The sequence below is a fragment of the Streptomyces sp. NPDC090499 genome (genome assembly GCF_044769305.1).
Classification (GTDB): Bacteria; Actinomycetota; Actinomycetes; order Streptomycetales; family Streptomycetaceae; genus Streptomyces.
This window is the reverse complement of record NZ_JBIVXP010000003.1, coordinates 705,180-728,834: the sequence shown is the minus strand read 5'-3', so window position 1 is coordinate 728,834 and position 23,655 is coordinate 705,180. Positions and strand designations below refer to the sequence as shown.

General features: G+C 71.2%; 25 protein-coding genes and 1 pseudogene. 16 read left to right on the top strand and 10 right to left on the bottom strand.

Translation table 11 applies throughout. From position 1 onward, the window contains the following. Positions 1 to 178: 178 nt before the first annotated feature. Both ACIQVL_RS15355 and ACIQVL_RS15350 read right to left on the bottom strand, forming a co-directional pair. Complete coding sequence (locus tag ACIQVL_RS15355) at positions 179 to 841, bottom strand: hypothetical protein (RefSeq protein WP_403475504.1); 663 nt, start codon at positions 839 to 841, stop codon at positions 179 to 181. 191 nt (positions 842 to 1,032) lie between these two features. After that, on the bottom strand, positions 1,033 to 1,563 hold the full coding sequence (locus ACIQVL_RS15350; protein ID WP_403433564.1) for a hypothetical protein: 531 nt from the start codon (positions 1,561 to 1,563) through the stop codon (positions 1,033 to 1,035). Between the two features lie 158 nt (positions 1,564 to 1,721). Between ACIQVL_RS15350 and ACIQVL_RS15345 the strand changes: the two genes are divergently transcribed. Further along, positions 1,722 to 2,747 carry a cytochrome c oxidase assembly protein gene (locus ACIQVL_RS15345; protein WP_403475503.1) on the top strand — a complete coding sequence of 342 codons (1,026 nt, stop codon included), beginning with the start codon at positions 1,722 to 1,724 and terminating at the stop codon, positions 2,745 to 2,747. Between the two features lie 17 nt (positions 2,748 to 2,764). On the opposite strand, the gene ACIQVL_RS15340 is transcribed toward ACIQVL_RS15345, so the two are convergent. Beyond that, complete coding sequence (locus tag ACIQVL_RS15340) at positions 2,765 to 3,187, bottom strand: molybdopterin-binding protein (RefSeq protein ID WP_403433569.1); 423 nt, start codon at positions 3,185 to 3,187, stop codon at positions 2,765 to 2,767. A 268-nt stretch (positions 3,188 to 3,455) separates the two neighbouring features. Between ACIQVL_RS15340 and ACIQVL_RS15335 the strand changes: the two are divergent. From ACIQVL_RS15335 to ACIQVL_RS15320, 4 genes and pseudogenes are all read left to right on the top strand, one after another. After that, positions 3,456 to 4,394: pseudogene (locus ACIQVL_RS15335) on the top strand (Ppx/GppA family phosphatase); the annotation flags it as partial. A gap of 525 nt (positions 4,395 to 4,919) precedes the next feature. Continuing rightward, on the top strand, positions 4,920 to 5,609 hold the full coding sequence (locus ACIQVL_RS15330; protein WP_403475502.1) for a M24 family metallopeptidase: 690 nt from the start codon (positions 4,920 to 4,922) through the stop codon (positions 5,607 to 5,609). A 117-nt stretch (positions 5,610 to 5,726) separates the two neighbouring features. Then, a complete protein-coding gene (locus ACIQVL_RS15325; protein ID WP_403433573.1) occupies positions 5,727 to 6,518 on the top strand; it encodes an SAM-dependent methyltransferase in 792 nt (263 codons plus the stop codon). A gap of 158 nt (positions 6,519 to 6,676) precedes the next feature. Continuing rightward, a complete protein-coding gene (locus ACIQVL_RS15320) occupies positions 6,677 to 7,336 on the top strand; it encodes an MSMEG_1061 family FMN-dependent PPOX-type flavoprotein (protein ID WP_403433575.1) in 660 nt (219 codons plus the stop codon). A gap of 81 nt (positions 7,337 to 7,417) precedes the next feature. Here the strand turns inward: ACIQVL_RS15320 and ACIQVL_RS15315 are convergent, their stop codons facing one another. From ACIQVL_RS15315 to ACIQVL_RS15305, 3 genes are all read right to left on the bottom strand, one after another. Continuing rightward, on the bottom strand, positions 7,418 to 8,167 hold the full coding sequence (locus tag ACIQVL_RS15315; protein ID WP_403475501.1) for an MBL fold metallo-hydrolase: 750 nt from the start codon (positions 8,165 to 8,167) through the stop codon (positions 7,418 to 7,420). Positions 8,168 to 8,534: 367 nt separating this feature from the next. Then, positions 8,535 to 8,879, bottom strand: a complete 345-nt coding sequence (locus ACIQVL_RS15310; RefSeq protein WP_403433580.1) for a hypothetical protein — start codon at positions 8,877 to 8,879, stop codon at positions 8,535 to 8,537. After that, a complete protein-coding gene (locus tag ACIQVL_RS15305; RefSeq protein WP_403433583.1) occupies positions 8,876 to 9,337 on the bottom strand; it encodes a cupin domain-containing protein in 462 nt (153 codons plus the stop codon). Before ACIQVL_RS15305 ends, ACIQVL_RS15310 begins: the two co-directional genes overlap by 4 nt. 147 nt (positions 9,338 to 9,484) lie before the next feature. Between ACIQVL_RS15305 and ACIQVL_RS15300 the strand changes: the two genes are divergently transcribed. Next, positions 9,485 to 10,105 carry a TetR/AcrR family transcriptional regulator gene (locus ACIQVL_RS15300; RefSeq protein WP_403433586.1) on the top strand — a complete coding sequence of 207 codons (621 nt, stop codon included), beginning with the start codon at positions 9,485 to 9,487 and terminating at the stop codon, positions 10,103 to 10,105. A gap of 365 nt (positions 10,106 to 10,470) precedes the next feature. Here ACIQVL_RS15300 and ACIQVL_RS15295 read toward each other — a convergent pair whose 3' ends face one another. After that, positions 10,471 to 11,154 carry a hypothetical protein gene (locus tag ACIQVL_RS15295; protein ID WP_403433589.1) on the bottom strand — a complete coding sequence of 228 codons (684 nt, stop codon included), beginning with the start codon at positions 11,152 to 11,154 and terminating at the stop codon, positions 10,471 to 10,473. A gap of 302 nt (positions 11,155 to 11,456) precedes the next feature. On the opposite strand from ACIQVL_RS15295, the gene hemL reads away from it, so the two are divergent. The 10 genes from hemL (at position 11,457) to ACIQVL_RS15245 (ending at position 21,098) form a co-directional block, all read left to right on the top strand. Next, positions 11,457 to 12,785, top strand: a complete 1,329-nt coding sequence (gene hemL, locus ACIQVL_RS15290) for a glutamate-1-semialdehyde 2,1-aminomutase (RefSeq protein ID WP_403433591.1) — start codon at positions 11,457 to 11,459, stop codon at positions 12,783 to 12,785. Further along, complete coding sequence (locus tag ACIQVL_RS15285; RefSeq protein ID WP_403475500.1) at positions 12,782 to 13,483, top strand: histidine phosphatase family protein; 702 nt, start codon at positions 12,782 to 12,784, stop codon at positions 13,481 to 13,483. Before hemL ends, ACIQVL_RS15285 begins: the two co-directional genes overlap by 4 nt. A 125-nt stretch (positions 13,484 to 13,608) precedes the next feature. Next, on the top strand, positions 13,609 to 14,865 hold the full coding sequence (locus ACIQVL_RS15280) for a hypothetical protein (RefSeq protein ID WP_403475499.1): 1,257 nt from the start codon (positions 13,609 to 13,611) through the stop codon (positions 14,863 to 14,865). A 67-nt stretch (positions 14,866 to 14,932) separates the two neighbouring features. Next, the gene (locus ACIQVL_RS15275) at positions 14,933 to 15,523 is read left to right on the top strand and encodes a TlpA family protein disulfide reductase (RefSeq protein WP_403433600.1); all 591 of its coding nucleotides are present in this window, start codon (positions 14,933 to 14,935) and stop codon (positions 15,521 to 15,523) included. Position 15,524: 1 nt separating this feature from the next. Beyond that, complete coding sequence (locus tag ACIQVL_RS15270) at positions 15,525 to 16,301, top strand: cytochrome c biogenesis CcdA family protein (protein ID WP_403433602.1); 777 nt, start codon at positions 15,525 to 15,527, stop codon at positions 16,299 to 16,301. Positions 16,302 to 16,304: 3 nt separating this feature from the next. Beyond that, a complete protein-coding gene (locus tag ACIQVL_RS15265; protein ID WP_403433605.1) occupies positions 16,305 to 18,026 on the top strand; it encodes a cytochrome c biogenesis protein ResB in 1,722 nt (573 codons plus the stop codon). Continuing rightward, a complete protein-coding gene (gene ccsB / locus ACIQVL_RS15260) occupies positions 18,023 to 19,132 on the top strand; it encodes a c-type cytochrome biogenesis protein CcsB (RefSeq protein WP_403475498.1) in 1,110 nt (369 codons plus the stop codon). Before ACIQVL_RS15265 ends, ccsB begins: the two co-directional genes overlap by 4 nt. 79 nt (positions 19,133 to 19,211) lie before the next feature. Next, on the top strand, positions 19,212 to 19,817 hold the full coding sequence (locus tag ACIQVL_RS15255) for an RNA polymerase sigma factor (RefSeq protein WP_403475497.1): 606 nt from the start codon (positions 19,212 to 19,214) through the stop codon (positions 19,815 to 19,817). Further along, positions 19,814 to 20,710: a CU044_5270 family protein gene (locus ACIQVL_RS15250; RefSeq protein ID WP_403475496.1), complete on the top strand. Its 897-nt coding sequence runs from the start codon at positions 19,814 to 19,816 to the stop codon at positions 20,708 to 20,710. The genes ACIQVL_RS15255 and ACIQVL_RS15250 overlap by 4 nt, the downstream gene beginning before the upstream one ends. Before the next feature lie 37 nt (positions 20,711 to 20,747). Beyond that, on the top strand, positions 20,748 to 21,098 hold the full coding sequence (locus tag ACIQVL_RS15245; RefSeq protein WP_403433612.1) for an SRPBCC family protein: 351 nt from the start codon (positions 20,748 to 20,750) through the stop codon (positions 21,096 to 21,098). Here ACIQVL_RS15245 and ACIQVL_RS15240 read toward each other — a convergent pair. From ACIQVL_RS15240 to ACIQVL_RS15230, 3 genes are all read right to left on the bottom strand, one after another. After that, positions 21,028 to 22,086 (bottom strand): hypothetical protein, encoded by a 1,059-nt coding sequence (locus ACIQVL_RS15240; protein WP_403475495.1) that lies wholly within the window; start codon positions 22,084 to 22,086, stop codon positions 21,028 to 21,030. The genes ACIQVL_RS15245 and ACIQVL_RS15240 overlap by 71 nt on opposite strands. A gap of 94 nt (positions 22,087 to 22,180) precedes the next feature. After that, positions 22,181 to 23,152, bottom strand: coding sequence for an isopenicillin N synthase family dioxygenase (locus ACIQVL_RS15235; RefSeq protein WP_403475494.1), 972 nt, complete (start codon positions 23,150 to 23,152; stop codon positions 22,181 to 22,183). After that, positions 23,145 to 23,594 (bottom strand): nucleoside deaminase, encoded by a 450-nt coding sequence (locus ACIQVL_RS15230; RefSeq protein ID WP_403475493.1) that lies wholly within the window; start codon positions 23,592 to 23,594, stop codon positions 23,145 to 23,147. The genes ACIQVL_RS15235 and ACIQVL_RS15230 overlap by 8 nt, the downstream gene beginning before the upstream one ends. Positions 23,595 to 23,655: the final 61 nt, after the last annotated feature.

Here is a 23,655-nt window from a genome sequence, read left to right as displayed (position 1 = left end):
GGTCAGGTCCCGCCCGGTGGGGCGGGGTACGGGACGGTCGTACCGCCCCCCAGCCGGGATGCGGCCGGATGTGGCCAGATGCGGTCGGACGTGGTGGCCGGACGCGGTCGGACGTGGTGGCCGGACGCGGTCGGACGTGGTCGGTCGTGGTCGGTCGTGAGGAACCGGAGGGCGGGGTTCAGTCGCGGGCCGCGCGGTCCAGGGCCCGCTCGGCGGCCTGCTCGTCCTGTCCCAGCAGCGACTTTTCCAGGCTGTGGTCGTCGTGCCGGGAGAAGTGCTCGCCCTCGGCGACGTCCTCCTTGCTCAGCACGCGTCCGCACCACTCGCCCTGGTCGCCGGTGTGGTCGTCGAAGGGCACCGCGCCGCCCTCGCCGAGGACCGCCCAGCCGCCCTGGTGGCGGCGCAGGGCGAGCAGGTAGGTGTGGCCGGCCTGGAAGCGGGGCGCGTCGGTGGCCATCTCGGCGACGCGGGTGCCGGAGGACCGGTAGACCTCCCAGCCGGGGGCGACCAGGTCGAAGGTGGTGCCGAGTGCCTGCCGGGGCGCGCTGCGCGACCACAGCGTGCGGTCGGTCCGGAAGCTCACCAGCCGGTCCGTCGCGTACGCCACGGCCCCCTTGGCGTACGTCCGCCGGTTCGTCTCCCGCTCCCGGGTCGGGGCGGCGACCACGACGTGGTCGGCGTACGACACCCAGTCCTTCGCGGTCTGCGACGGATACAGGTCCCCCGAGCCCCCGCACCCCGTCACCGTCTCCAGCCCCGGCCGGCCGACCAGCACCCCGGCGACGACGCCGACGGCGGCCAGCAGCGCGGCGAACGGCCGGGCCGACCCGCGCCGAGGCATGGCGAATCGTTCCCTCATGTCGGTGAAGCCCCCCCCGTGGTCCCCGTCTCCCCTGTGCGGCGGCGGAGGTGGTCGGGCTCCGCGGGCCGCGTTGATCACTCTAGGCACGGCCGGACGCGGGTGATCAAGGAACACCGTCGACCCGGCACAGAACTGTGACGCGGGTCCGTGGGGCGCCGGTGACGGGCGGCTCAGCAGCCCTCGCGGTACGCCGCGAACTCCAGCCGGGCGCGGTCGGCCGCGGCCACGGCGTCGCCGTAGACCGAACGGCTGACCTGGTACCAGACGTCGTCGCGCCGCCGGTCGCCGTTCACGTCGTCCAGCTCCACGCACCACTTCTCGGTGCGCACCGTCTTCCGGTAGCTCTCGGTGCCGCTGTGGACCTTGGTGCAGGACCGGTAGCGCTCGGTCGTGTACCAGGTCCGGGTCTTCCGCCTGCTGCCGGTGCCGCTGCTGGAGGTGTGCCGCACCCGGTGCGTGGCGGTGGAGCACTTCTCGACCAGGCGGGGGCGGGTGGCCCGGGTGGTCTTCGCGGTGACGTGCCGGACGGTGTCCTTCAGCCCGTGGACGGTGTCCTCCCGGGCGGAGGCGGTGCCGGAGACGGTGCCGGCGGTGCCGGAGCCGGTCCCTGTCCCACCCCCGCCCCCGCCCCCGGAGCACGCGCCGAGCGCGCCGATCAGAACCGCGATGGCCCCGCTCACCACGAGCCGCTTTCCGAACATGCATCCCCCACCCGAGAACCGTGCCGATCACCACCCGGCGATCGCGCCGATTCTGCACGAGCCCCGATGCGGCGGCGGGGCGGACCGGGTATAGCGTCGCGCAGTGGACTGACCTGACCCGTTTCGTCCCCGACCGAAGAAGAAGGAGGGTGAGTCGGATGGCCGAGCTGACCGTGGGCCGGCTGCTGACCTCGTGGCAGCTGGACGTACCGGCACTGCTGCTGGTCGTGGCCCTGGGCGGGCTGTACGGCTGGGGCGTGCGGCGCGTGCGCGCCGGGGGCGGGACCTGGTCGCCCGCCCGGTCCGCGGCCTTCGCGGTGCTGGGCCTGGGCGCCCTGGTCGTCGCGACGATGTCGGGCCTGGCCGTCTACGACCATGTGCTGTTCTGGCCCGCGGCCGTGCAGAACATCCTGCTCGACCTCCTGGCCCCGCTCGGCCTGGCGCTCGGCGACCCGCTGCGGCTGGCGGTGGAGGCGCTGCCGGCGGGGGCGGCGGCGCGGGTCCGCCGCGCGATGACCGGACGCGTGGTCCGCCTCCTGGCCTTCCCCCTGGTCAGCACGGCCCTGGTCCTCGCCACCGAACTGACGGTCTACTTCACCCCCTACTTCGCCACCGCGCTGCGGGTGGGCTGGCTGCACGAGCTGATGTACCTGCACCTGCTGGTCGCGGGCTGCCTCTTCGTCGTGCCGGTGCTGACCCGCGAGGAGACCCTGCCGGCCTGGTGCACCCATCCGGTGCGGGCGGCCCTGGTCTTCCTGGACGGTGTGATCGACGCGGTCCCCGGGGTCGTCGTGATGACGCACGGCACGCTGATCGCCGGCGCGTGGTACCTGCACCACCACCCGTCCTGGGCCCCCGACGTCCGGCAGGACCAGCAGATCGGCGGCGGCGCGATGCTGAGCATCGCCGAGCTGGTCGCCCTGCCGTTCCTGCTGGCGCTCCTGTTCCAGTGGGCGCGGGCGGAACGCGTCCAGACGGCGGCCCTCGACCGCCACCTGGACGAGCAGCTCGCTGTGGTCCCCGCGGCGGCCCCCGCCCCTACGGCCGTCACGGCTGCTGCCCCCGCCTCACCCGCCTCCGCTGCCTCCTCTGCCCCCGCTGCCGCCGAACGGGTCCGCCCCTGGTGGGAGACGGAGGAGAACGAGGTCGCCGCGCGGATCCGCCGCCAGCACGGCGAGAAGTGACCGGGCGCCCGCGGGGCTCAGGCGGTCGCGAGGGACACCTCGGTCGCCTTGATCAGCGCCACGACCGGCGCACCGGCCGTCAGGCCGAGATCGCCGACCGCGTCCCTGGTGATCGCCGCGGTGAGGTCCTGGCCACCGTCCACGGCGACCTTGACCGTGGCCATCGCCCCGCCGGTGGCCACGTCGCTGACGGTGCCGGGCAGCTGGTTGCGGATGGACACGCCGGACACGCGGCCGGTGGCGAGCGCGACCTCGGTGGACTTGACCATCGCGCGTACGGCCGAACCCTCGGCGAGCCCCAGCTCCCGCACCGCCTCCAGGGTGATCGCGGCGGTCAGCTCCTGGCCGCCGTCGAGCCGGACCTTCACGGTCGCCATCACCTCGCCCGGCGTGACGGCGGTGACGGTGCCGGGGATCTGGTTGCGGATGCTCAGGCTCATGACGGGCCGCCTAACAGGGTGGGAAAAGGGTGGATTGCCAGGGTTCGTCCTGGCGGTCGACTCCACAAGTTAGCCGTTCGGGCGCGACATGCCCGTCAGGCCGGGACCGGAGTGCCCAGGGGCGGGCGCGGCGCGTGCCTGCCGTGCCGCGAGGCTGCCGTGCCGCGTACACGGCTGCGCATACCCCTGTGCGCACAGGTACCCACCTTGAACGCACACCTCCGCGCACGTGCCGCATCACCTCGGCTGCGCTGGGTACGTGAGGCCCATGAGATTTGGCCTGGTGGACGCGGGGTCGAACACGGTCCGGCTGGTGGTGACCGACGCGACGGGCGGGGTGCCGCTGCCGGTGCACACCGCCAAGTGGAAGCTCCGCCTGTCCGAACAGGTCGGAGCCGACGGGCACTTCGGGGAAGAGGCCACCGAGCAGCTGGTCGAGGCGCTCCGCAGGGCCGTCGAGGTCGCCCGCCGGTGGGGCGCCCCGGAACCGCTGGCGTTCGCCACCGCCGTCGTACGCAACGCGCCCGACCGCGCGGCCGTTCTGCAGGCCGTGGCCCGGCACGCCGGGGTACGGCTGTGCGTGCTGCCCGGCGAGGTGGAGGCCGAGCTCACCTTTCTCGGTGTCCGGCGCTGGATGGGCTGGCGGGCCGGGCCGCTGGCCGTCTTCGACATCGGGGGCGGCTCCTTCGAAGTGGCCTTCGGGCGCGGCCGGATGCCGGAGTTCGCGGTCGCCCTGCCGCTCGGGGCGGGCCGGCTGACCGACGAGTTCCTCGGCCACGACGGGCCGCCGACGGCGGACGAACTGCGTGCCCTGCGCCGCCGGGCCCGCCATCAGCTGCGCGACGCCACCGCCCGTATCCGCTGGGAGCACCCGCACACCGTCGTCGCCACCTCCCGCACCTTCCAGCAACTGGCCCGGCTGTGCGGCGCGGCCCCGGGCCGGAACGGACCGTTCGCCGAGCGGATCCTGCGGCGGGGCGACCTGCGCCGCGCGATCGACCGGCTGGCCGCCCTGCCGGCGACCGGGCGCGCCGGCCTGCCCGGCATCTCCGCGCCCCGGGCCCGGCAGAGCCTCGCGGGAGCGGTCGTCGGGCACACCGCGATGAAACTGAGCGGCGTGAAGACGCTCGCGATCTGCCCCTGGGCCCTGCGCGAGGGCATCCTGCTGCGCTACCTGGAGGACGGCGCCGACTGGTGGGCCGACATCGAGACGGCACACGACCCGAGCCTGGACGGGGGCGGGGGCGGGGGCTGGGGCGGCGTGAGCCTGGATGCGGGCCGGGACAGCGAGGAGCGCGACGGGTACGGGAACAGACGGGACGTGAACGGCGGGTACGTGAACGGCGGGTACGGGGACGGCGGGTACGGGGACGGCGGCGGAGACCGGGACGGTCCGGCCGCGACGACCGTCAGCCTGCTGCCGCTCCGGAGCACTCCGCCGACACCGACGGCCTGACATGGGCCGGGTGGCCTGGGCGGCGTGGCTTCGCCGGTTCGCCTCCGGCCGGTTGGTCCCGGCCGTACGGCCTCGCGCTGCGGCTGCCGGTCTTCCGTGGCGTCGGCCGGCGGCGGCACAAGCGTCTGATCCTGGTCGTCGACGCCGAGCGGACCGTACGGCACACGCTCTTCCCGGTCACCGACATCCCGCACGCCGTCGAGGAGAGCCCGCGGCCGGCCAGGGCCCTGCGGAACCCCGTTGCCCGGGACGACCGGAGCTGATTGGGTTCGGCCCATGGCGGATGACGAACCCACGCGCGCGGCGCGCCTGCTCGAAGCCCAGGACAAGGCCGTACGGCTGTTCGCGGAGATCGAGGAGCGCGGGCTCGTCGCGCCCGGCGAGGGGGAGCGGGCGGTCAGCGACCGGATCCGGGACCTGGCGAACGAGCTGTTCGGCACGACCCGGCACTGGCACAAGCGGATCGTGCGCTCCGGGCCGAACACCGTGCTGCCGTACCGGGAGAACCCGCCGGACCGGGTGATCGCCGCGGACGACATCGTCTTCGCCGACTTCGGGCCGGTCTTCGAGGAGTACGAGGCCGACTTCGGCCGTACCTTCGTTCTCGGCGACGACCCGGTCAAGCACCGGCTGCGCGCCGACCTCCCCCGGGTGTTCACGGCCGGCCGGCGGTTCTTCGAGGCCGACCCGGAGATCACCGGCGCGCGGCTGTACGCCGAGGTGGCCCGCCTCGCGGCGGAGGCCGGCTGGGAGCTGGGCGGCTGGCACGCCGGGCACCTGGTCGGCGAGTTCCCGCACGAGACGATCGACGGCGCCGACGTCGAGTCGTACATCACGCCCGGCAACGACACCCCGCTGCGCCGCACCGACAAGACGGGCCGCACCTGCCACTGGATCCTGGAGATCCATCTCCTCGCCCCGGAAGGGAAGTTCGGCGGCTTCCACGAGGAACTGCTGGACCTCTGACCGGCCCAGCCGCCGTGCCGCGGCCAAGTCGCCCCATGCACAGGGCAGATGAGACACCCGAGTACGATCACCACGACCTCGGTCCCTCACCGTCTCCCCCGGCGCGATGGAGTTGCCATGACGACCAACCCACAGCCGTCCCTGCCGATAGACACCAGCAGGGCACACCCCGCGCGGGTCTACGACTGGCTGCTCGGCGGCAAGGACAACTACCCGGTCGACGAGGCGGTGGGTGAGAAGCTGCCGCCCGAGGCGAGGGACGCCGCCCGGCAGAACCGCCAGTTCATGAACCGGGCCGCCGCGTGGCTCGCCCGGGAGGGCGTCGACCAGTTCCTGGACATCGGCACCGGCATCCCCACCGAGCCGAACCTCCACCAGATAGTCCAGAACGTCGTGCCGTCGGCCAAGGTCGTCTACACCGACAACGACCCGATCGTCCTGCGGCACGCCGAGGCGCTGCTGGTCAGCCGCCCCGAGGGAGCCACCGACTACATCCAGGCCGATGTCCGCGACCCGGAGGCGATCGTCCGGCACGCCCGGCACGTCCTGGACTTCGACCGCCCGGTCGCCCTCTCCCTCATCGCCCTGATGCACTTCATCAGCGACGAGCAGGGCGCCCACGGCATCGTCCGGGCCCTGGTCGACACCCTGCCCTCGGGCAGCTACCTGATCCTCTCGCACGCCGCGTCCGACGTGTACCCGGAGCTCGCCGCACAGGTCGTCGCCGAGTACGCCAAGGGCGGCATCGAGCTCGCCTTCCGCACCCGCCCGGAGGTGGAGCGCTTCTTCGACGGCCTGGACCTGGTCTCCCCCGGCCTGGTCACGTCGACGCAGTGGCTCGGCTCCGCCCCCGCCCCGGCCGAGGAACCGGACGCCGGCATCTACGCGGGCGTCGCCCGCATCCGCTGAACCCCCGCGCACCCGGCCGAAGGCCGTCGGCGTTCGGCCGGGGTGCCGGGGTGCCGGGGTGCCGGGGTGCCGGGGTGCCGGGGTGCCGGGGTGCTGGGGTGCCGGGTTCACGCCGTCGTGGTGAGCACTCGTAGGTCACCCCCACTACTGTCGGGGGCATGACGACATCGCTTGCCGGCAGTGCCTTCGACTCGCTCCGCCTCGACGCCGTGTCCGACCAGGAGGAGCTGCGCCGGGCCTACGCCCTTCCCGGCGCAGCGGCCGTACGTAAGCAGATGACCGAACTCACCGAGGAGACCCGGCGGTTGATCGGATGCTCGGCGCTGGTCCTGGTCGCCAGCGCGGACGCCGAGGGCAACTGCGACGTCTCCCCGCGCGGCGGCCCCGCCGGGTTCGTCGCCGTCCTGGACGCACGCACGGTGGCGATACCGGACGCGACCGGCAACAAGCGCCTGGACACCCTCCAGAACGTCATCGCCACCGGACGGGCCGGGCTGCTGTTCGTCATCCCGGGGCGCACCACGACGCTCAGGGTCAACGGCCGGGCCTGCGTGTCCACCCGCCCCGACCTGCTGTCACAGCTGACCGCCGTGGGCAAGCCGCCGGCCAGTGCGCTGGTGGTGGGCATCGAGGAGGTCTACCCGCACTGCCCCAAGTCCCTTCTGCGCAGCGGCGCCTGGAAGCCGGACCAGTGGCTGCCGGCGGACGCCCAGCCGACCTCGGCCGAGGTGACACTGGCCCAGCTGCGGATGCCGGAACTGACGATCGCCGACATCGAGCAGGCGGAGGCGGACTCGCTGAAGTACCGGTACGAGTAGCGGGCGGAACGAGTAGTGGGCCGACCGGCGATTACCGAACCACCGGTCGCCGGAGGGTGATCGGTGCTGACTGGGTACGGGTCACAGCGTGAGTACCTGTCCGGTGGGCAGGATGTGCACGTCGGTGTCAGGAGCCAGATCGCCGGCAGCGTCTTTGTAGTGCTCGGGGTGGTTGCGGTCGAGCTTCACGAGGATCCGGTCGCCGATCGCGCCGGAGGTGTAGGCGTAGTGGATCGGGACCGCCAGCCTGGGGCGCAACAGGGCGGTGAGTTCTGCGGCCTGAGCCGCGTCCATGACCTCTTGGCGGTTGCCCTGCGGACGGGAGGAGAGCCCGTTGATCGGCATCAGGGCCAGGTCGATGTCGGGGAAGCGCTGGGCGATCTCGTTGAGCTCGGGTATGCGGCGGGTGTCGGCGCCGAAGAAGACCGTCGTGCCGTCAGCCTCCAACAGGTAGGTGACCTCAGGCACGCCGTGGCCGGCCGGCGCGGCGGTGACGCGTACCGGGCCGAGGCGGGTGGACTGCCAGGGATCGAGCTCGGTGACATTGCGCCACCCCTTCGCCCGGACCTTCTTCCCGGTGCCCCGGTTGACCACGATGGGCACGTCCTTGTCCGGGTAAAGGGCCAACGCTCCCAGGTCGCAATGGTCGTAATGGGCGTGGCTGATGAGGATGCCGTCCAGTCGCGGCAGGTCGGCTGCGGTGAGGATGCTGCGTGGCTCGCCCTGGCGGTACAGCACCCGCTCGGAGAACCAGGGGTCGGTAAGGATCTTCGCGCCGTCGAAATCGAGCAGGACGCTGGCGTGTACGACACGTTCGAGGGTGGTGGGCATGCGCTTGTCTCCCTTGGCGGACGATTACGGATTCGAGTGGTCGCGATCCCTTGGGGTCTTCGGCCACGACGCGACGGGCGGCAGAGCGGAGGGCGCCCCCCACTCGATCGTCGAGTTCGGGTTCCGCCGGGTCGAGTTCTGTCAGTTCACCCGGTCGGCTTCCACGACAGTCGGTCGGTGAACACACCGCCGGGCAACGGGCCGATGGTCGCGGTGACGCCGAACACCGCGCCGGTGGCGACCACCGGCCCGCCCCGCCCCCACCCCCTGCACGGGCCCGGGGCAGGGGACTGGGCTGGGTCCGGCAGCACGATCAACCGTGCCGGTTGCGGGACTTGCCCGGCCTCCTGTCGGGAGTGAGCCGTGCTCACGCGGTGGCGACAGCCGTGGCGATGTGGATCGCGGTCAGGAGTGAGGCACCCGCGATCATCGTCCCTTTCCGGGTGGCGACTCCGATGACGGCGTCGCCCACCTGGGCCGCGGCGGCCGCGCAGAGGACGAGTGAGACGGCGGGACCCGACCACGCGAGCGGTGCGACGAGGGCCGCCGCCCCCAGTGGCACTCCCCTGGTCGCGTACATCCAGCCGTAGAAGCGTTCACCGGCGGTCGGCGTACCGCTCTCACTCAGCGCCGCCGGGCGTACACCTCCCACCAGTGCGAAAGCGATGCCGGCGACTGCGGCGACAGCGTTGGCCCCGAGGAGAACGTTCACGAGGCGTACTCGGTCGACGGTTCGGTGCCGTACTTCGTCCAGACCTCTGCGACGGCGTCGCGTGACAACGGCTGCCCGGACTCGACCATGGCCTTGAGGTCACGGAAGTACTGCACGTACAGGTCCGGAGTGAAGGTGTTGAGCATGACCGCCGTGTCGTCGGTCACGTTGGCGAAGGTGTGCGGTGCGCCCGGCGGGACCATGACCCACGTACCGGCTCCGGCGTCGTAGTCGTCCTGCCCGACGGTGAACCGGACACTGCCCGAAAGTATGTAGAAGCCCTCGTCGTGCTGTGCATGGCGGTGCTGCGGAGGGCCGTCGGTGTGCGGGGGGATGGTGATCTCACCCATCCCCAGACGGTGGTTCGTGTTGCTGCCGTCCTCAAGGATCCGGATCGTCGACGGGCCGTTGACGATGAGCTCGCCCTCGCCGGGACCGGTGATCGACACCTCGGCCATGAAGTCTCCCTGATGGGTGTGGAGTTGCCAACGCCAGGACCTTATGATCGATCCGAACGTCTATGCAAGTCGACTCTCAAAAAAATAGTCCACTCTCAAAGTGATGGCCTCGGCGGATATGCTTTCGGTCGGCAGGAAGGGATGATCATGGCCGAGCACAGTCGCCCGAGCGGGCTCAGCAGTCAGATGGAACGCACCAGGTCGGCGATCGTCGCGGCCGCCCGTGAACTCGCCGACACCGGGGCGGAGATCACGATGCCGGGCGTCGCGGCCGAGGCGCGGGTCTCCGAAGCGACCGCCTATCGCTACTTCCCCGACCTCCTCTCGCTCCTGCGTGCCGCCGTGATGACGGAGGATCTGGTCGCGGTCCTGCGATCGGCGACGCGCGGCGACGACCCGGTCGAACGGATCGGTCAGGCCGCGGAGATCCTCGGCCGGGCGGTGCTGCGCAGGCAGGGTGCCGTCCGGGTGGTCGTCGCCTCGACCATCGCGAAACCCTCGATGTCCAAGGACCGTCCCGTCCGCCGCTTCGGACTCATCGAGCACGCTCTTGCCCCGTGGACCGACAGGTGCGGCTCCGCGCAGCGCGCGGACGTGGAACAGCTGATCCGCGGTCTCGCCCTCGTGATCAGCGCCGAGTCACTGTTCGCCCTGATCGACCTCTGCGGCCTGACCCCCGACGACGCGATCACCAGCCTCGTGACCACCGCACGGCAGATGACCGCGGCGGCAGTCGCAGCCATCCCCACGAGCCCCGCCACCGACTGAACCGTGCCCGTGTCCGGGGAGAGGGCGGCCGGCAGGTGGTCGCGCAGGCCGGCGCGGCCCGATCTGCGACCCGGCGCACCGTCACCTGCCGGGCCGCCCCCGCGGTGGTGGCCCAAAACCGGATGCCCGGCGTCGGCCGGTCGGGCTACCGTCCTCCTCGTGCAGGTGCGCAGGCTGCGGATACTTCGCCTTCCCAGCGGGTGACGCGGGTTCGAATCCCGCCGTCGGCTTCGGCCGGTGTCGTCCAGCGGCCCAGGACTCCTTGTGTCTCCGCCGCCGAACCTGATCTCTGCACTCGACAGCCCCCCGGCACCAAAAAGGGCGAGGCCCGAGGACCTCGCCCGAATCCACCGAGAAACCCCTGCTCAGGGCCACACCAGGCAGTACGGCTGATGCCCGGCCTCGTGCAGCCGGTGTGAGAAGTCCTGCCACTCGTGCAGCAGCTGGTACACGTTGAACGCGTCCCTCGGGCCGCCCCGGTCCGGGACCGTCGACCAGATGAAGGCGGCCGCGCCGACCGCTTCCTCGCCTATGCCCCGCAGGGGGTCGACCACCGTCATGGGGAGCTTGACCACCGCGTAGTCGGGGTGCAGCACCACCAGCTCCAGCGGCGGCACCTTGTGCAGAGGCACGCCTTCGATGCCCGTCAGCACCATCGCGGCCATGGTCTCCGGCTTGATCTTCGTGAACATGCCGTTCATGCCGAGCTCGTCGCCGCCGAGTTCCTCGGGGCGCATCGAGATCGGGACCCGGGCCGCGGTCGCGCCGTCCGGTGCGCCGAAGTATTTGTACGTCACCCCCACCCGACCACCATTCCTGCTCCCGGTCTGCAGACGGTCGATCCGCCGCTCGCTCCGCTGGTCCCGATCCCCGCGATCGCGGTCCCGCTGATCGATACGTCGGTCGCGCCGCTCCGACTCACTCGGTACGCCCTGTTCCTGACGTGCTGCTTCGGCCGATTCCTCCGCGTCGCGCCGGTGCCTTCCCCGTTGGGCGCGTCGAGGACCCAGGTCATCGGTCCCCTCGCCCAGTCCGCCACCGCGATGCATATCTCCACCCGACTGCTTTTCTAGGACGCGTGGCCCCCGCCGCGCAACCCGATCATCGTGTCAGTGACCTCCCCCACGGCCGCCCGCCGAAACGTGCGTCGAAACATCAGTCCGCAGGATCTTTACAGCCTCCGGCCGCCTGCGTACCGGATGAGCTGGGTGTATCGGGTCACAGTCTCGCAGATGCCCCGGGCGCTGTGCGGGGACCGCCGTCCTCCGCTGCGAGGAGACCGCCGTCCTCGGCCTACCCTGAGGAGGTCACCCAGCATCCGGAGTCCGAGAAGTCGGAGAAGCCGCACGTCATGAGTGCCCAGAGCGAAACGCCCTATCCCTACGACGCGCCCGTCTCACAGGCGCTCTTCGACCGCGCCTCCGCCGTCACGCCCGGCGGCGTGAACTCCCCGGTGCGCGCCTTCCGCGCCGTCGGCGGCACCCCCCGGTTCATGGTCTCCGGCAAGGGGGCCTACCTGACGGACGCCGACGGGCGCGAGTACGTCGATCTCGTGTGCTCGTGGGGGCCCATGATCCTCGGGCACTCGCACCCCGAGGTCATCGCCGCCGTCCAGGAGGCCGTCTCCCGCGGTACCTCGTTCGGTACCCCTGGCGAGGGCGAGGTCGCCCTCGCGGAGGAGATGGTCGCCCGGATCGAGCCGCTGGAGCAGGTCCGGCTGGTCAGCAGCGGGACGGAGGCGACCATGTCCGCCATCCGGCTCGCCCGCGGGTTCACCCGCCGCACCAAGGTGATCAAGTTCGCCGGGTGTTACCACGGTCACGTCGACAGCCTGCTGGCCGCCGCCGGGTCCGGCGTCGCCACCTTCGCGCTGCCCGACACCCCCGGCGTCACCGGCGCGCAGGCCTCCGACACGATCGTGCTGCCGTACAACGACCTGGAGGCGGTGCAGGAGGCCTTCCACCGGCACCCGGGGGAGATCGCCTGCGTGATCACCGAGGCCTCGCCGGGGAACATGGGCGTGGTGCCGCCCGCGCCCGGGTTCAACCAGGGGCTGAAGAACGCCTGCCGCGAGAACGGCGCCCTGTACATCTCCGACGAGGTCATGACCGGGTTCCGGACCAGCCGGGCGGGGTGGTTCGGGATCGACGGCGTCGTGCCCGACCTGATGACCTTCGGGAAGGTGATGGGGGGCGGCTTCCCGGCCGCCGCCTTCGGCGGGCGCGCGGACGTCATGGCGCACCTCGCCCCGGCCGGGCCCGTCTACCAGGCCGGCACCCTCTCCGGGAACCCCGTCGCCACCGCCGCCGGGCTCGCCCAGCTGCGGCTGCTCGACGACGCGGCGTACGACAAGGTCGACGCCGTGTCGGAGCAGATCCGGGGGCTGGTCGGTGAGGCGCTGCACAAGGAGGGTGTCGCGCACCAGGTGCAGGCCGCCTCCAACATGTTCTCCGTCTTCTTCACCAACCGCCCGGTGCGCAACTACGAGGACGCGCGGGGCCAGGAGTCCTTCCGGTTCACCGCCTTCTTCCACTCCCTCCTCTCCGACGGCGTCTACCTGCCGCCGTCGTCCTTCGAGTCCTGGTTCGTCTCCACGGCCCACGACGAGCGGGCCATCCAGAAGATCGCCGACGCCCTTCCGGCGGCGGCCCGAGCGGCCGCGGAGGCCACGGCAGCATGAGCGAGCAGAGTGAGACGAGCGGGCGGCAGGACATCACCGTCGTGCATGTGATGCGGCACGGGGAGGTGGCCAACCCGGACGGGGTGCTGTACGGGAGACTTCCCGGCTACCACCTCTCCGAGCTCGGGCGGCAGATGGCCGACCGGGTCGCCGAGCACCTCGCCGGCCGGGACGTCGTCCATGTCGGTGCCTCCCCGCTGGAGCGCGCGCAGGAGACCGCGACCCCGATCGCCAAGGCGCACGGGCTCGACCTCGCCACCGACGAGCGGCTCATCGAGGCCGAGAACATCTTCCAGGGCAAGACGTTCGGCGTCGGCGACGGGGCGCTGAAGAAGCCCGCCAACTGGAAGTACCTCGTCAACCCGTTCCGGCCGTCCTGGGGCGAGCCGTACGTCGACCAGGTCGTGCGGATGAAGGGCGCCCTGGACACGGCCCGGGACCGGGCCCGCGGGCACGAGGCCGTGCTGGTCAGCCATCAGCTGCCGATCTGGATCCTGCGGTCGTACGTCGAGAACCGCCGGCTCTGGCACGACCCGCGCAAGCGGCAGTGCACCCTTGCCTCCCTGACGACTTTCACATACGAGGGTGACAGGATCGTTTCCGTCGGCTATTCCGAGCCCGCCATCGACCTCGTCCCGGCCCACCTCCGCGCCGGCGCCAAGCCGGTGAAGGGGAAGGACAAGGCCTTCGGAGCGTGAACTCCGGGCTGCTCAGACCGGCTTCATGAGATTAGTCTTAAAATATATGGTTCCTCCTGGAACCTCCCTGTTCGTCCCGCCCTCTGAGTGGGTGACCACCAGAGGACGTGACGAATCGGGGAACCATGCGGACCTTCACCCGAAGGGGAATGCTCGGCGTCAGCGCGGGTGCCGCGGCCGGACTGGGCCTCGCCGGCTGCGGGACCACTCACACATCGTCGGACGGGACGACCCATGCCGGCGGTTCCAGCGGGACCCCCTCCCAAAAGCCCAAGCCCACCGCCCACCCCCTCGGCGACGGCTCCACCTCCCGCACCGGCAAGCAGCCCCACCAGCCCGCCGCCCCCGAGCCGCTCGAACCCGGCCAGACCCCGCCGCAGTTCGTGATCTTCTCCTGGGACGGCGCCGGCGAGGTCGGCACCGGCCTCTTCCCGCGCTTCCTGGACCTGGCCAAGGAGCACGGCGCGTCCATGACCTTCTTCCTCTCGGGGCTGTACCTGCTCCCCGAGTCGAAGAAGCGGCTCTACGACCCGCCGAACAACCCCCGCGGCGCCTCAGACATCGGCTACCTCACCGACGAGCACATCAAGGCGACGCTCGCCAACGTCCACCGGGCCTGGCTCGAAGGGCACGAGATCGGCACCCACTTCAACGGCCACTTCTGCGGCGGCCACGGCACCGTCGGCAACTGGACGCCCAAGCAGTGGCGCAGCGAGATTGACCAGGCCAAGGCGTTCGTGAAGGAGTGGCGGACCAACTCCGGCTGGACCGACCTGCCCTCGCTCCCCTTCGACTACGACAAGGAGCTGGTCGGCGGCCGTACCCCCTGCCTGCTCGGCCAGAACAACCTGCTGCCCACCGCCCGCGAGCTCGGCTGGCGCTACGACGCCTCCTCGCCCGGCGGCCGCCAGGTCTGGCCGGAGAAGAAGCTGGGCATCTGGGACCTGCCGCTGCAGCAGATACCGTTCCCGGGCCGTTCCTTCGAGGTCCTCTCCATGGACTACAACATGCTCGCCAACCAGTCGGTCAACTCGACCAAGGCCCCCGCCTACAACTACCCGGGCTGGCGAAAGCAGTCCGCACAGTCGTACATAGCCGGATTCGAGCGTGCATACACGACGAACCGGGCGCCGTTCTTCATAGGCAACCACTTCGAGCAGTGGAACGGCGGCATCTACATGGACTCCGTCGAGGAGGCCTTCAAGCACATCGCCCGGGAGAAGGAGAAGGGCGCCGACGTCCGGCTGGTCTCCTTCCGGCAGTTCGTGGACTGGATGGACGTCCAGAAGCCGGAGGTGCTGGCGAAGCTGCGCACGCTGGACGTGGGGCAGCGGCCCGCGGCCGGCTGGAAGGGCTTCCTCAAGCAGGGCGCGACGGCCTGAAAAGGGGCGAATCCCGAACCCAGGGGGGTGCGCAAGATCCTCAGAACGGGCATGCGAAACTTTTCACATGAGTACCCGTAGCCGCGCCGTCCTGCTCGGCGCCATGGCCGCCGCGGCAGCCCTGACCCTGTCCGCGTGCGGCAACGGCGGCACGTCCGGCGGAGGTGGCAACACCAACTTCGTCACCGGCAAGGACGGCATCGACACGGTTGCGGAGGGCCACCGCGCGGCGGCCCCCGACCTGTCCGGCAAGACCATCGACGGCAGCACCCTGGACGTCGCGAGCTACAAGGGCAAGGTCGTCGTCATCAACGTCTGGGGCTCCTGGTGCAGCCCCTGCCGGGCCGAGGCGCCCAACTTCGCCTCCGTCGCCAAGGAGTACGCGAGCAAGGGCGTCCAGTTCGTCGGCATCAACACCCGCGACACCAGCACCGGTTCCGCGGTCGCCTTCGAGAAGCAGAACGGCATCGACTACCCGAGTCTGTACGACCCGACGGGCAAGCTGATGCTCCGCTTCAAGAAGGGCACGCTCAACCCGCAGGCCATCCCCTCCACCCTGGTACTCGACCGGCAGGGGAAGATCGCGGCGCGCTCGCTGGCGGCGCTCAGCGAGGAGACCCTGCTGAAGATGATCAAGCCGGTCGTCGCGGAGAAGTGACGTGAGCGCACTCCTCACGGTCGCCGCCGCGACCGACGGACCGAACACGACCGTCCTCAACGGCGCCCTGCTGGTCGCCCTGCCGATCGCGCTGCTCGGCGGACTCGTCTCCTTCTTCTCGCCCTGCGTGCTGCCGCTGGTCCCCGGCTACCTCTCGTACGTCACGGGCGTCGCCGGCACCGATCTCGCGGAGGCCCGGCGGGGCCGGATGGCCACCGGCGCCGCGCTCTTCGTGCTCGGCTTCACCGTCGTGTTCGTGTCGAGCGGGGCCCTGTTCGGCTACTTCGGCCAGGACCTCCAGGAAGAGTCAGGCACTCTCAACAAGGTTCTCGGCGTCCTGATGATCGCAATGGGCCTGTTCTTCATGGGCCTCATGCCCTGGTTCACCCAGCGCGAGTTCCGCTTCCACAAGCGGCCGGTGGCAGGTCTGGTCGGGGCGCCCCTGCTCGGCGCGCTCTTCGGGATCGGCTGGACCCCGTGCATCGGCCCGACGCTCGCCGCCGTGCTGAGCCTCTCCTCCCAGCAGGGAAGCGCGGGCCGCGGTGCCATACTGACCGTCGCCTACTGTCTGGGTCTCGGTGTGCCCTTCGTGCTCACCGCGATCGCCTTCCGCAAAGCCCTCGGCGCCTTCGGCTGGGTCAAGCGCCACTACGTCTGGGTCATGCGCATCGGCGGCACGATGATGATCGTGACCGGTCTGCTGCTGCTGACGGGCGCCTGGGACCGTCTCGTGCAGGACATGCAGTCCTGGTCCGCCGGCTTCACTGTGGGGATCTGATCGATGAGCAAGACCGAAACCGAGCACACCGAGAACACCGAGCCGGACCTCGGCGCGGCGGGCTCCCAGCTCTCCACCGCCCCCGCCGAGCCGCCGGCCGCCCCCGGGCTCGGGGTCGTCGGCTGGGCCCGCTGGTTCTGGCGGCAGCTCACCTCGATGCGGGTCGCGCTGCTGCTGCTCCTGCTGCTGTCGCTGGGCGCGATCCCCGGCTCGCTGATCCCGCAGTCCGGCGCCGACATCAACAAGGTCGCCGACTTCCGGAAGGCCCACAAGACCCTCGCGCCGGTCTACGACAAGCTCGGCCTGTTCCACGTCTACAGCTCGGTGTGGTTCTCGGCGATCTACATCCTGCTGTTCGTCTCGCTCGTCGGCTGCATCATCCCGCGCGCCTGGCAGTTCGTGGGCCAGCTGCGCGGCCGCCCGCCGGGCGCCCCGAAGCGCCTGGACCGGCTCCCCGCGTACACGACCTGGCGGACCGCGGCCGAGCCCGAGGAGGTCCGCGAGGCGGCGCTGAAGCTGCTGAAGAAGCGGCGCTTCCGCGCACACCTCGCCGGGGACGCGGTCGCCGCCGAGAAGGGTTACGTCCGTGAGTTCGGCAACCTGGTCTTCCACGTCGCGCTGATCGTGCTGCTGATCGCCTTCGCCTCCGGCCAGATGTACAAGTCGGACGGCACCAAGCTGGTCGTCGAGGGCGACGGGTTCGCCAACTCGATCCTCCAGTACGACGACTTCAAGTCCGGCTCCATGTTCAGCACCGACGACCTGGTGCCGTTCAGCTTCGACCTGAAGAACTTCCACGCCACCTACCAGACCAGCGGCCCCAGCAAGGGCACGGCGGTCTCCTTCGCCGCGGACGTCGACTACAGCGTAGGGGCCTACGGCAAGTCGAAGCGGACCACCATCAAGGTGAACGAGCCGCTGCACATCGACGACGCCAAGGTCTACCTCGTCAGCCACGGCTACGCGCCCGTCATCACCGTCCGCGACAGCAAGGGCAAGGTCGTCTACCGCGACGCCGTCCCGCTGCTCCCGCTCGACAGCAACGTCACCTCCCAGGGCGTGGTGAAGGTGATGGACGGCTACCAGAACGCCAAGGGCCTCAGCGAGCAGCTCGGCATCTCGCTGTTCTTCCTGCCGACCTACGCCGGCGGGTCCTCGGTGCTCTCCAGCTTCCCGGCGCTCGACAACCCGGTGCTGAACCTGACGCCGTACCACGGTGACCTGGGCGTCGACTCGGGTATCCCGCAGAGCGTGTACCAGCTCGACAAGACCCACATGAAGGAGTTCAAGGACTCCAAGGGGGCGCAGTTCCGGGACAACCTGAAGCCCGGTCAGACCATGCAGCTGCCGAACGGCGCCGGGTCCGTGACGTTCGAGAAGGACGTCAAGGAATGGGCCGGCTTCGAGATCGTCCAGGAGCCCGGCAGCGGCTGGGCGCTGGGCGGCGCGCTCGCCGCGATCTTCGGCCTGGCCGCCTCGCTGTTCATCCAGCGCCGCCGCGTGTGGGTGCGCGCGGTGCGGGGTGCCGACGGCGTGACGGTGGTCGAGATGGGCGGGCTGGGCCGCAGCGAGTCCGCGAAGGTGCCCGAGGAACTCGGCGACCTCGCCGGAATCCTCTACGACCAGGCGCCGGGCGCCCCCGACCCCGACGACACCACCGACGACGACCCCGCAGAATCCCCCGACCCCGAAGTCGTACCTGCCGAAGGGGCTGAGAAGCGATGACTTCCGCCGCCGCAACCGCGCTCGACGCAACCACCCTCGCCGCGACCAACGAGCATCTGGCGAGCATGAGCAACACGCTCGTCTACTCCTCGATGGCCGTCTACACGCTGGCGTTCTTCGCCTACATCTTCGAGTGGCTGCTCGGCAGCCGCAGCCGGGTGGCGCGCACCGCCAACGCGCTCACCACCACGGCGGAGGCGAAGAAGACGCCGGCCGTGACGGTCAAGAAGGCCGGCGGCACCACCGTGCTGGAGCGCCCGCAGGTGGTCGTGCGGTCCGCGGCCGGCTCCCGGGACGTACCGGACGGGCCCGGCGCGCACGGCGGCGACGAGCAGGGCGACCTCTACGGCCGGATCGCGATCTCCCTCACGGTCCTCGCCTTCCTCGTGGAGCTGGCGGGCGTGGTCACCCGCGCGGCCTCCGTGCAGCGGGCGCCGTGGGGCAACATGTACGAGTTCAACATCACGTTCTCCACGGTCGCGGTCGCCGTCTACCTGACGCTCCTCGCCCTGAAGAAGAACGTCCGCTGGCTCGGCCTCTTCCTGATCACCACGGTCCTGCTCGACCTCGGCCTCGCGGTCACCGTCCTCTACACGGCGAGCGAGCCGCTGGTCCCGGCCCTGCACTCGTACTGGCTGTACATCCACGTCTCGACGGCGATCTTCTGCGGCGCGGTCTTCTACGTCGGCGCGGTCGCCACGATCCTGTACCTCTTCAAGGACGCCTACGAGAGCAAGCTGGAGAACGACGGCAAGCCCGGCAGCTTCGCCACCTCGGTCCTGGAGCGCCTGCCGGCCTCGGCCTCCCTCGACAAGTTCGCCTACCGCGTCAACGCGGCCGTCTTCCCGCTGTGGACCTTCACGATCATCGCGGGCGCGATCTGGGCCGGCAGCGCCTGGGGCCGCTACTGGAACTGGGACCCCAAGGAGACCTGGTCCTTCATCACCTGGGTCGCCTACGCCTGCTACCTGCACGCCCGCGCCACCGCCGGCTGGAAGGGCCGCAAGGCCGCCTACCTGGCGATGATCGCCTTCGGCTGCTGGCTCTTCAACTACTACGGCGTCAACATCTTCGTCACCGGCAAGCACTCCTACGCCGGCGTCTGACCCCGTCCGGCCGAGGCCGGTTCCCGTGAGTGATCCAGCTCACGGGAACCGGCCTTCGCCGTACGACAGGGAGAAGGACGTGGACACACATCTGCGAAGACGCATCCGCGCCGGGGACCACGACGCCTTCGCCGCCCTCTTCGACGCCTACGCGCGCTCGGTCTACAACCACGCCTACCGCCTGACCGGCGACTGGACCATCGCCGAGGAGATCGTCTCGCTGACGTTCCTGGAGGCGTGGCGGCTGCGCACGGCCCTCGACGAGGACGGCGGCTCACCGCGCCCCTGGCTGCTGGGCATCGCCACCAACGTCGTGCGCAACCAGCGCCGGGCCGCCCGCAGGCACGCGGCCGCCCTGTCCCGGCTGCCCCGCGAGGAGCCGGTACGGGACTTCGCCGACGAGGTCGCGGGGCGCCTGGACGACGCGGCCCAACTGGCCCTGGTACGCGCCGCGCTGACCGGGCTGCGGCGGCCCGAACGCGAGGTCCTGGCGTTGTGCGTGTGGTCGGGCCTGGACTACGCGGCGGCGGCCGAAGCGCTCGGCGTGCCCGTGGGCACGGTCCGCTCCCGCCTCTCCCGCGCCCGCGCAAAACTCGCGAAACATCTGGAACCCCCGCGTATCCCCGGACAGATGAGAGGTGACCGCACCGACGCGGTCGGGCCCCTGAGGGAGGGAAACCGATGAACCCGATGTCCGAGCAGGACCTTCCGCCGGCCCGTCACCGACTCCTCAAGGAGCATCTGATGACCGAGATCCGACGGGAAGAGCCGCAACGCTCCCGCAGGTGGCTGCGGCCCGCGCTGGCCGGCGCGGCCGTGGCGGCCGTCGCCGCGGTCGCCGTCACCGTGGCCGTACCGTTCGGCAGCGCGTCGCAGCCGCACGCGTCCCGGGAGGCCACAGCCCTCCTCGGCCACATCGCGCTGGCCGCCGAGCACGAGAAGACGCCGGCCGGCATCCGCGACGACCAGTTCGTCTACATCAGGAGCCGGGTCGCGTTCACCGTCTCCGAGAACAACGGCCCCGCGAAGCTGGAACCCGTCCACGACCGGGAGGTCTGGCTGTCGGTGGACGGCACCCGCAACGGCCTGCTGGAGGAGGACACGCCGGACAACGAGCACGTCTCGCTCGGCAAGAAGGACAAGAGGGCCGGCGAGTGGTCGGCCTACTACCGGGACCTGGCCGAGCTGCCGACCGGCACCGGGGCGATGCACGACTGGCTGTACCGGGTCAGCGCCCGCGAGGTCGAGGCCGAACGCCCGGACCGCGACGACGCGGCCTTCACGCTCTTCGGCGACCTGATCAAGGAGTCCCTCATGCCGCCGGAGGTGAGCGCCGCGCTCTACCGGGCAGCCGCGACGATCCCGGGCGTCGACGTGGTCCACCACGTCGAGGACCTGACCGGCAGGAAGGGCGTCGCGATCACCCGCACCAGCGGCAAGGTGCGGGTCCAGCTGATCTTCGACGAGAAGACGTACGCGTTCCTCGGGGAGCGGATGTACGACCAGCACGGCACGTCGATGGGCGGCACGTCGGTCATGGCGCGGGCCGTGGTCGACCGGGCGGGGGAGCGCCCCTAGGGGTGCGGATCCCGGAGGCCGGGGTCAGGCTGGTGTCATGGCCGTCCTGCACCTGCTGACCCGCCTGCCGAGGCCGGCGGACCAGGTCTGGCCCAGCCTCTCCACCCCGGAGGGCCTGGCCGCCTGGTTCACCCCGGCCGACGTCCTGCAACCGAGACTGGGCGGCACGGTCACCCTCGGTGACCTGGGCACGGGCACGGTGACCGCGTGGGACGTCGACCGCGTCGCCGAGTACACGGTCGACCCCGGCGGCAGGATCCGCTTCCACCTGGAGCCCGACGGGACCACCGGCAGCACCCTGCGCTTCACGTACGAGTTCACGGGGGAGGGGGACACAGAACAACGCTGGCGCACCAGATTCGAACGGTTGATTGACTCCGTGGGGTGAAAACCAGGCGCGGAGCGCCGAGTACCGCGCCGCGCAGCAGCTCCCGGCCGTCGCCGCGCAGCCCGGCGACGAAGGCCACCTGGTCGGCGACGCCCTCGGCGCGGTCCCTGAGCACCGCGGCCGGCAGGCCCGGCCCCGGCCCGTCCTGCACGTTGTCGGCGAGCACCAGTGGCCGGCCGAGCCGCTGCATCCGCGGCAGCACGCCCGCGTACGCCTCGGTCAGGTCGGCGAGCAGGGCCCGTACGAGATACCGCTCGGCGTGCGCGCGGGAGGTGCCGCCCGCCCGGAAGTGCCCGGAGAGCAGGATCAGCCCGCGCTGGGCGTGCCCGCCCGCGTTGGGGTAGGTCCGGTACCAGACCGACGCCTTCTGGTGGCGGCGGCTGGCGAAGCCCTCGGCGATCGACTCCAGGGTGGCCTCGACGGCGCCGGAGACCAGCGGCCCGGTCCCGGTCGCGGCGGCGACGACCTTCGCCGCCACCTTCCCGGCCCACCGCCCGGCGAAGCCGCTGACCCACGAACCGCTCTCGTTCAGCAGCAGGATCCGCTCCACCTCGCGCCGGATCCGCTCCGAGTCCGCGTCCCCCCAGCCGCCCGCGGCCGCCGCGACCAGGCCCGACATCAGCCGCGGGAACGTGATCCGCCCGGCGCCGGTCACCGGTTCGGCGAGCTGCTCGGCGACGACCAGCAGCGCCTGCGCGACCGGCGACCAGGACTCGGCGGGCCGCTCCGGCGGCGGGCCCGCGAACTGCGCCTCCGCACAGTCGACGAGCGCGACCGGGGTGTGCCCCTGGTACGCGTCCCGCAACTCACCGAGCACCGCGCTCTTGCCGATCCCCCGGGGTCCGGTCAGCACGACGAACGGCAGCTCACCGGGGTGTTCGAGGGCAAGGACACGATGCTGGTACGGCCGTGACCCGACGATTCTCGGCACGAGCCCGGCCGGCTCGACGTCGAACAGCGCCCCGCGCCCGTGCAGCCGTCTGTGCAAGGCAGTCCCCCCTCAACACAAGTGTAGGAAGGGGGAGTTGCTCCGGGCCAGATCGGGTGGTGGCTGTTGGGTCACGAATCCTGACGCTGTGAGATCAGCCGACGGTGATGGAGTCCAGCTTCTCCCGCAGATAGACGTGCGAGTCGACCGGCGGGTAGGCGACCCGGCCGACCGGCGCCGGGACGGACTCGACGAGGGTGCCCGGGGTGCACTCGCCGAAGTAGACGAGGGACATCAGCTCCTCGGCGGGCGCGTCCGTGGGCGGCGGCAGCACCCGGTGCCGGCCGGACCGCCACCGGTCGCCGGTCCAGCGGGCCATCAGGTCGCCGATGTTGATGGTGAAGGCGGCCGGGTCGAAGGGCGCGTCCTCCCAGCCGCCCTCGTCCGTGTACACCTGGAGCCCGCCCCTGCCGGCCTGCCGGTCCAGGATGGTCACCGTCCCGAAGTCGGTGTGCGGCCCGATCCGGAACTGGCCCGGCGCGGGCTCGCCGAGCACGTCGGTCCCCGGGTACCAGTTGATGTTGAAGCCGTACGTCGGGTGGTCCATGTGCCGGGAGAAGAAGTCCCGTTCGAGCCCGAGCGCGTACCCGAGCAGGGACAGCAGCTCCTTCTCCAGCTCGGCCATCCGGTCCAGGTACTCCGCGCAGAGCGTGCGCAGTTCCGGCACCTCGGCCGGCCAGACGTTGGGCGCGTACCACTCCGCGTCGACGACCGGGTCCTCGAACGGCTCGTGGGTCGCGAAGGTCAGCGACTCCTTCAGGTCGGGCGGGGTCTCGGTGCCCTCCGAGTAGCCGTTGGCCTCCGCGCCGGGCCCGAGCCAGCCGCGCCCGCCGACCTTCGCCTCGTACGCCTGCTTGGCCTCGGCGGGAAGGGCGAAGAACCGGCGCGCGGCCGCCCGGACGGCGGTGCGCAGCTCCGCGTCGACCCCGTGCCCGGTGACGAGCAGGAAGCCGGCGGTCTGCAGGGCGGAGTCGACGGTCCGGGCGAGGTCCTCGCGGGCCGTGGGGTCACCGTCCAGCCAGGGACGCAGATCGATGGTGGGGATACGCGGCCTGGGCTCACTCACCGATGTCCTCATTCCACAGAGCCGGGTTGTCGTTGATGAAGTCGCGCATCATCGCGGTGCACTCCTCGTCGTCCAGCAGGACGATCTCCACACCGTGTTCGGCGAGCCACTCGTGGCCGCCGTGGAAGGTGGCCGCCTCGCCGATCACGACCCGGGAGATGCCGAACTGCCGGACCAGGCCCGAGCAGTACCAGCACGGCGACAGGGTCGTCACCATCGTGGTGCCCCGGTACGACCGCTGCCGGCCCGCCGCGCGGAAGGCGGCCGTCTCCGCGTGCATCGAGGGGTCGCCGTCCTGGACGCGCCGGTTGTGGCCGCGGCCGAGCAGGGTGCCGTCGGCGCCGTAGAGCGCGGCGCCGATCGGGATGCCCCCCTCGGCGAGCCCGGCGCGGGCCTCGGCCACGGCGGCGGCGAGCCGGGCCCGGTTCTGTGACTGATCCATGCCTTCACTCTCCCGTGGCCGAAACACGAGGGCAACGTGCGGAAAGTAGCCTCCGGGCAAC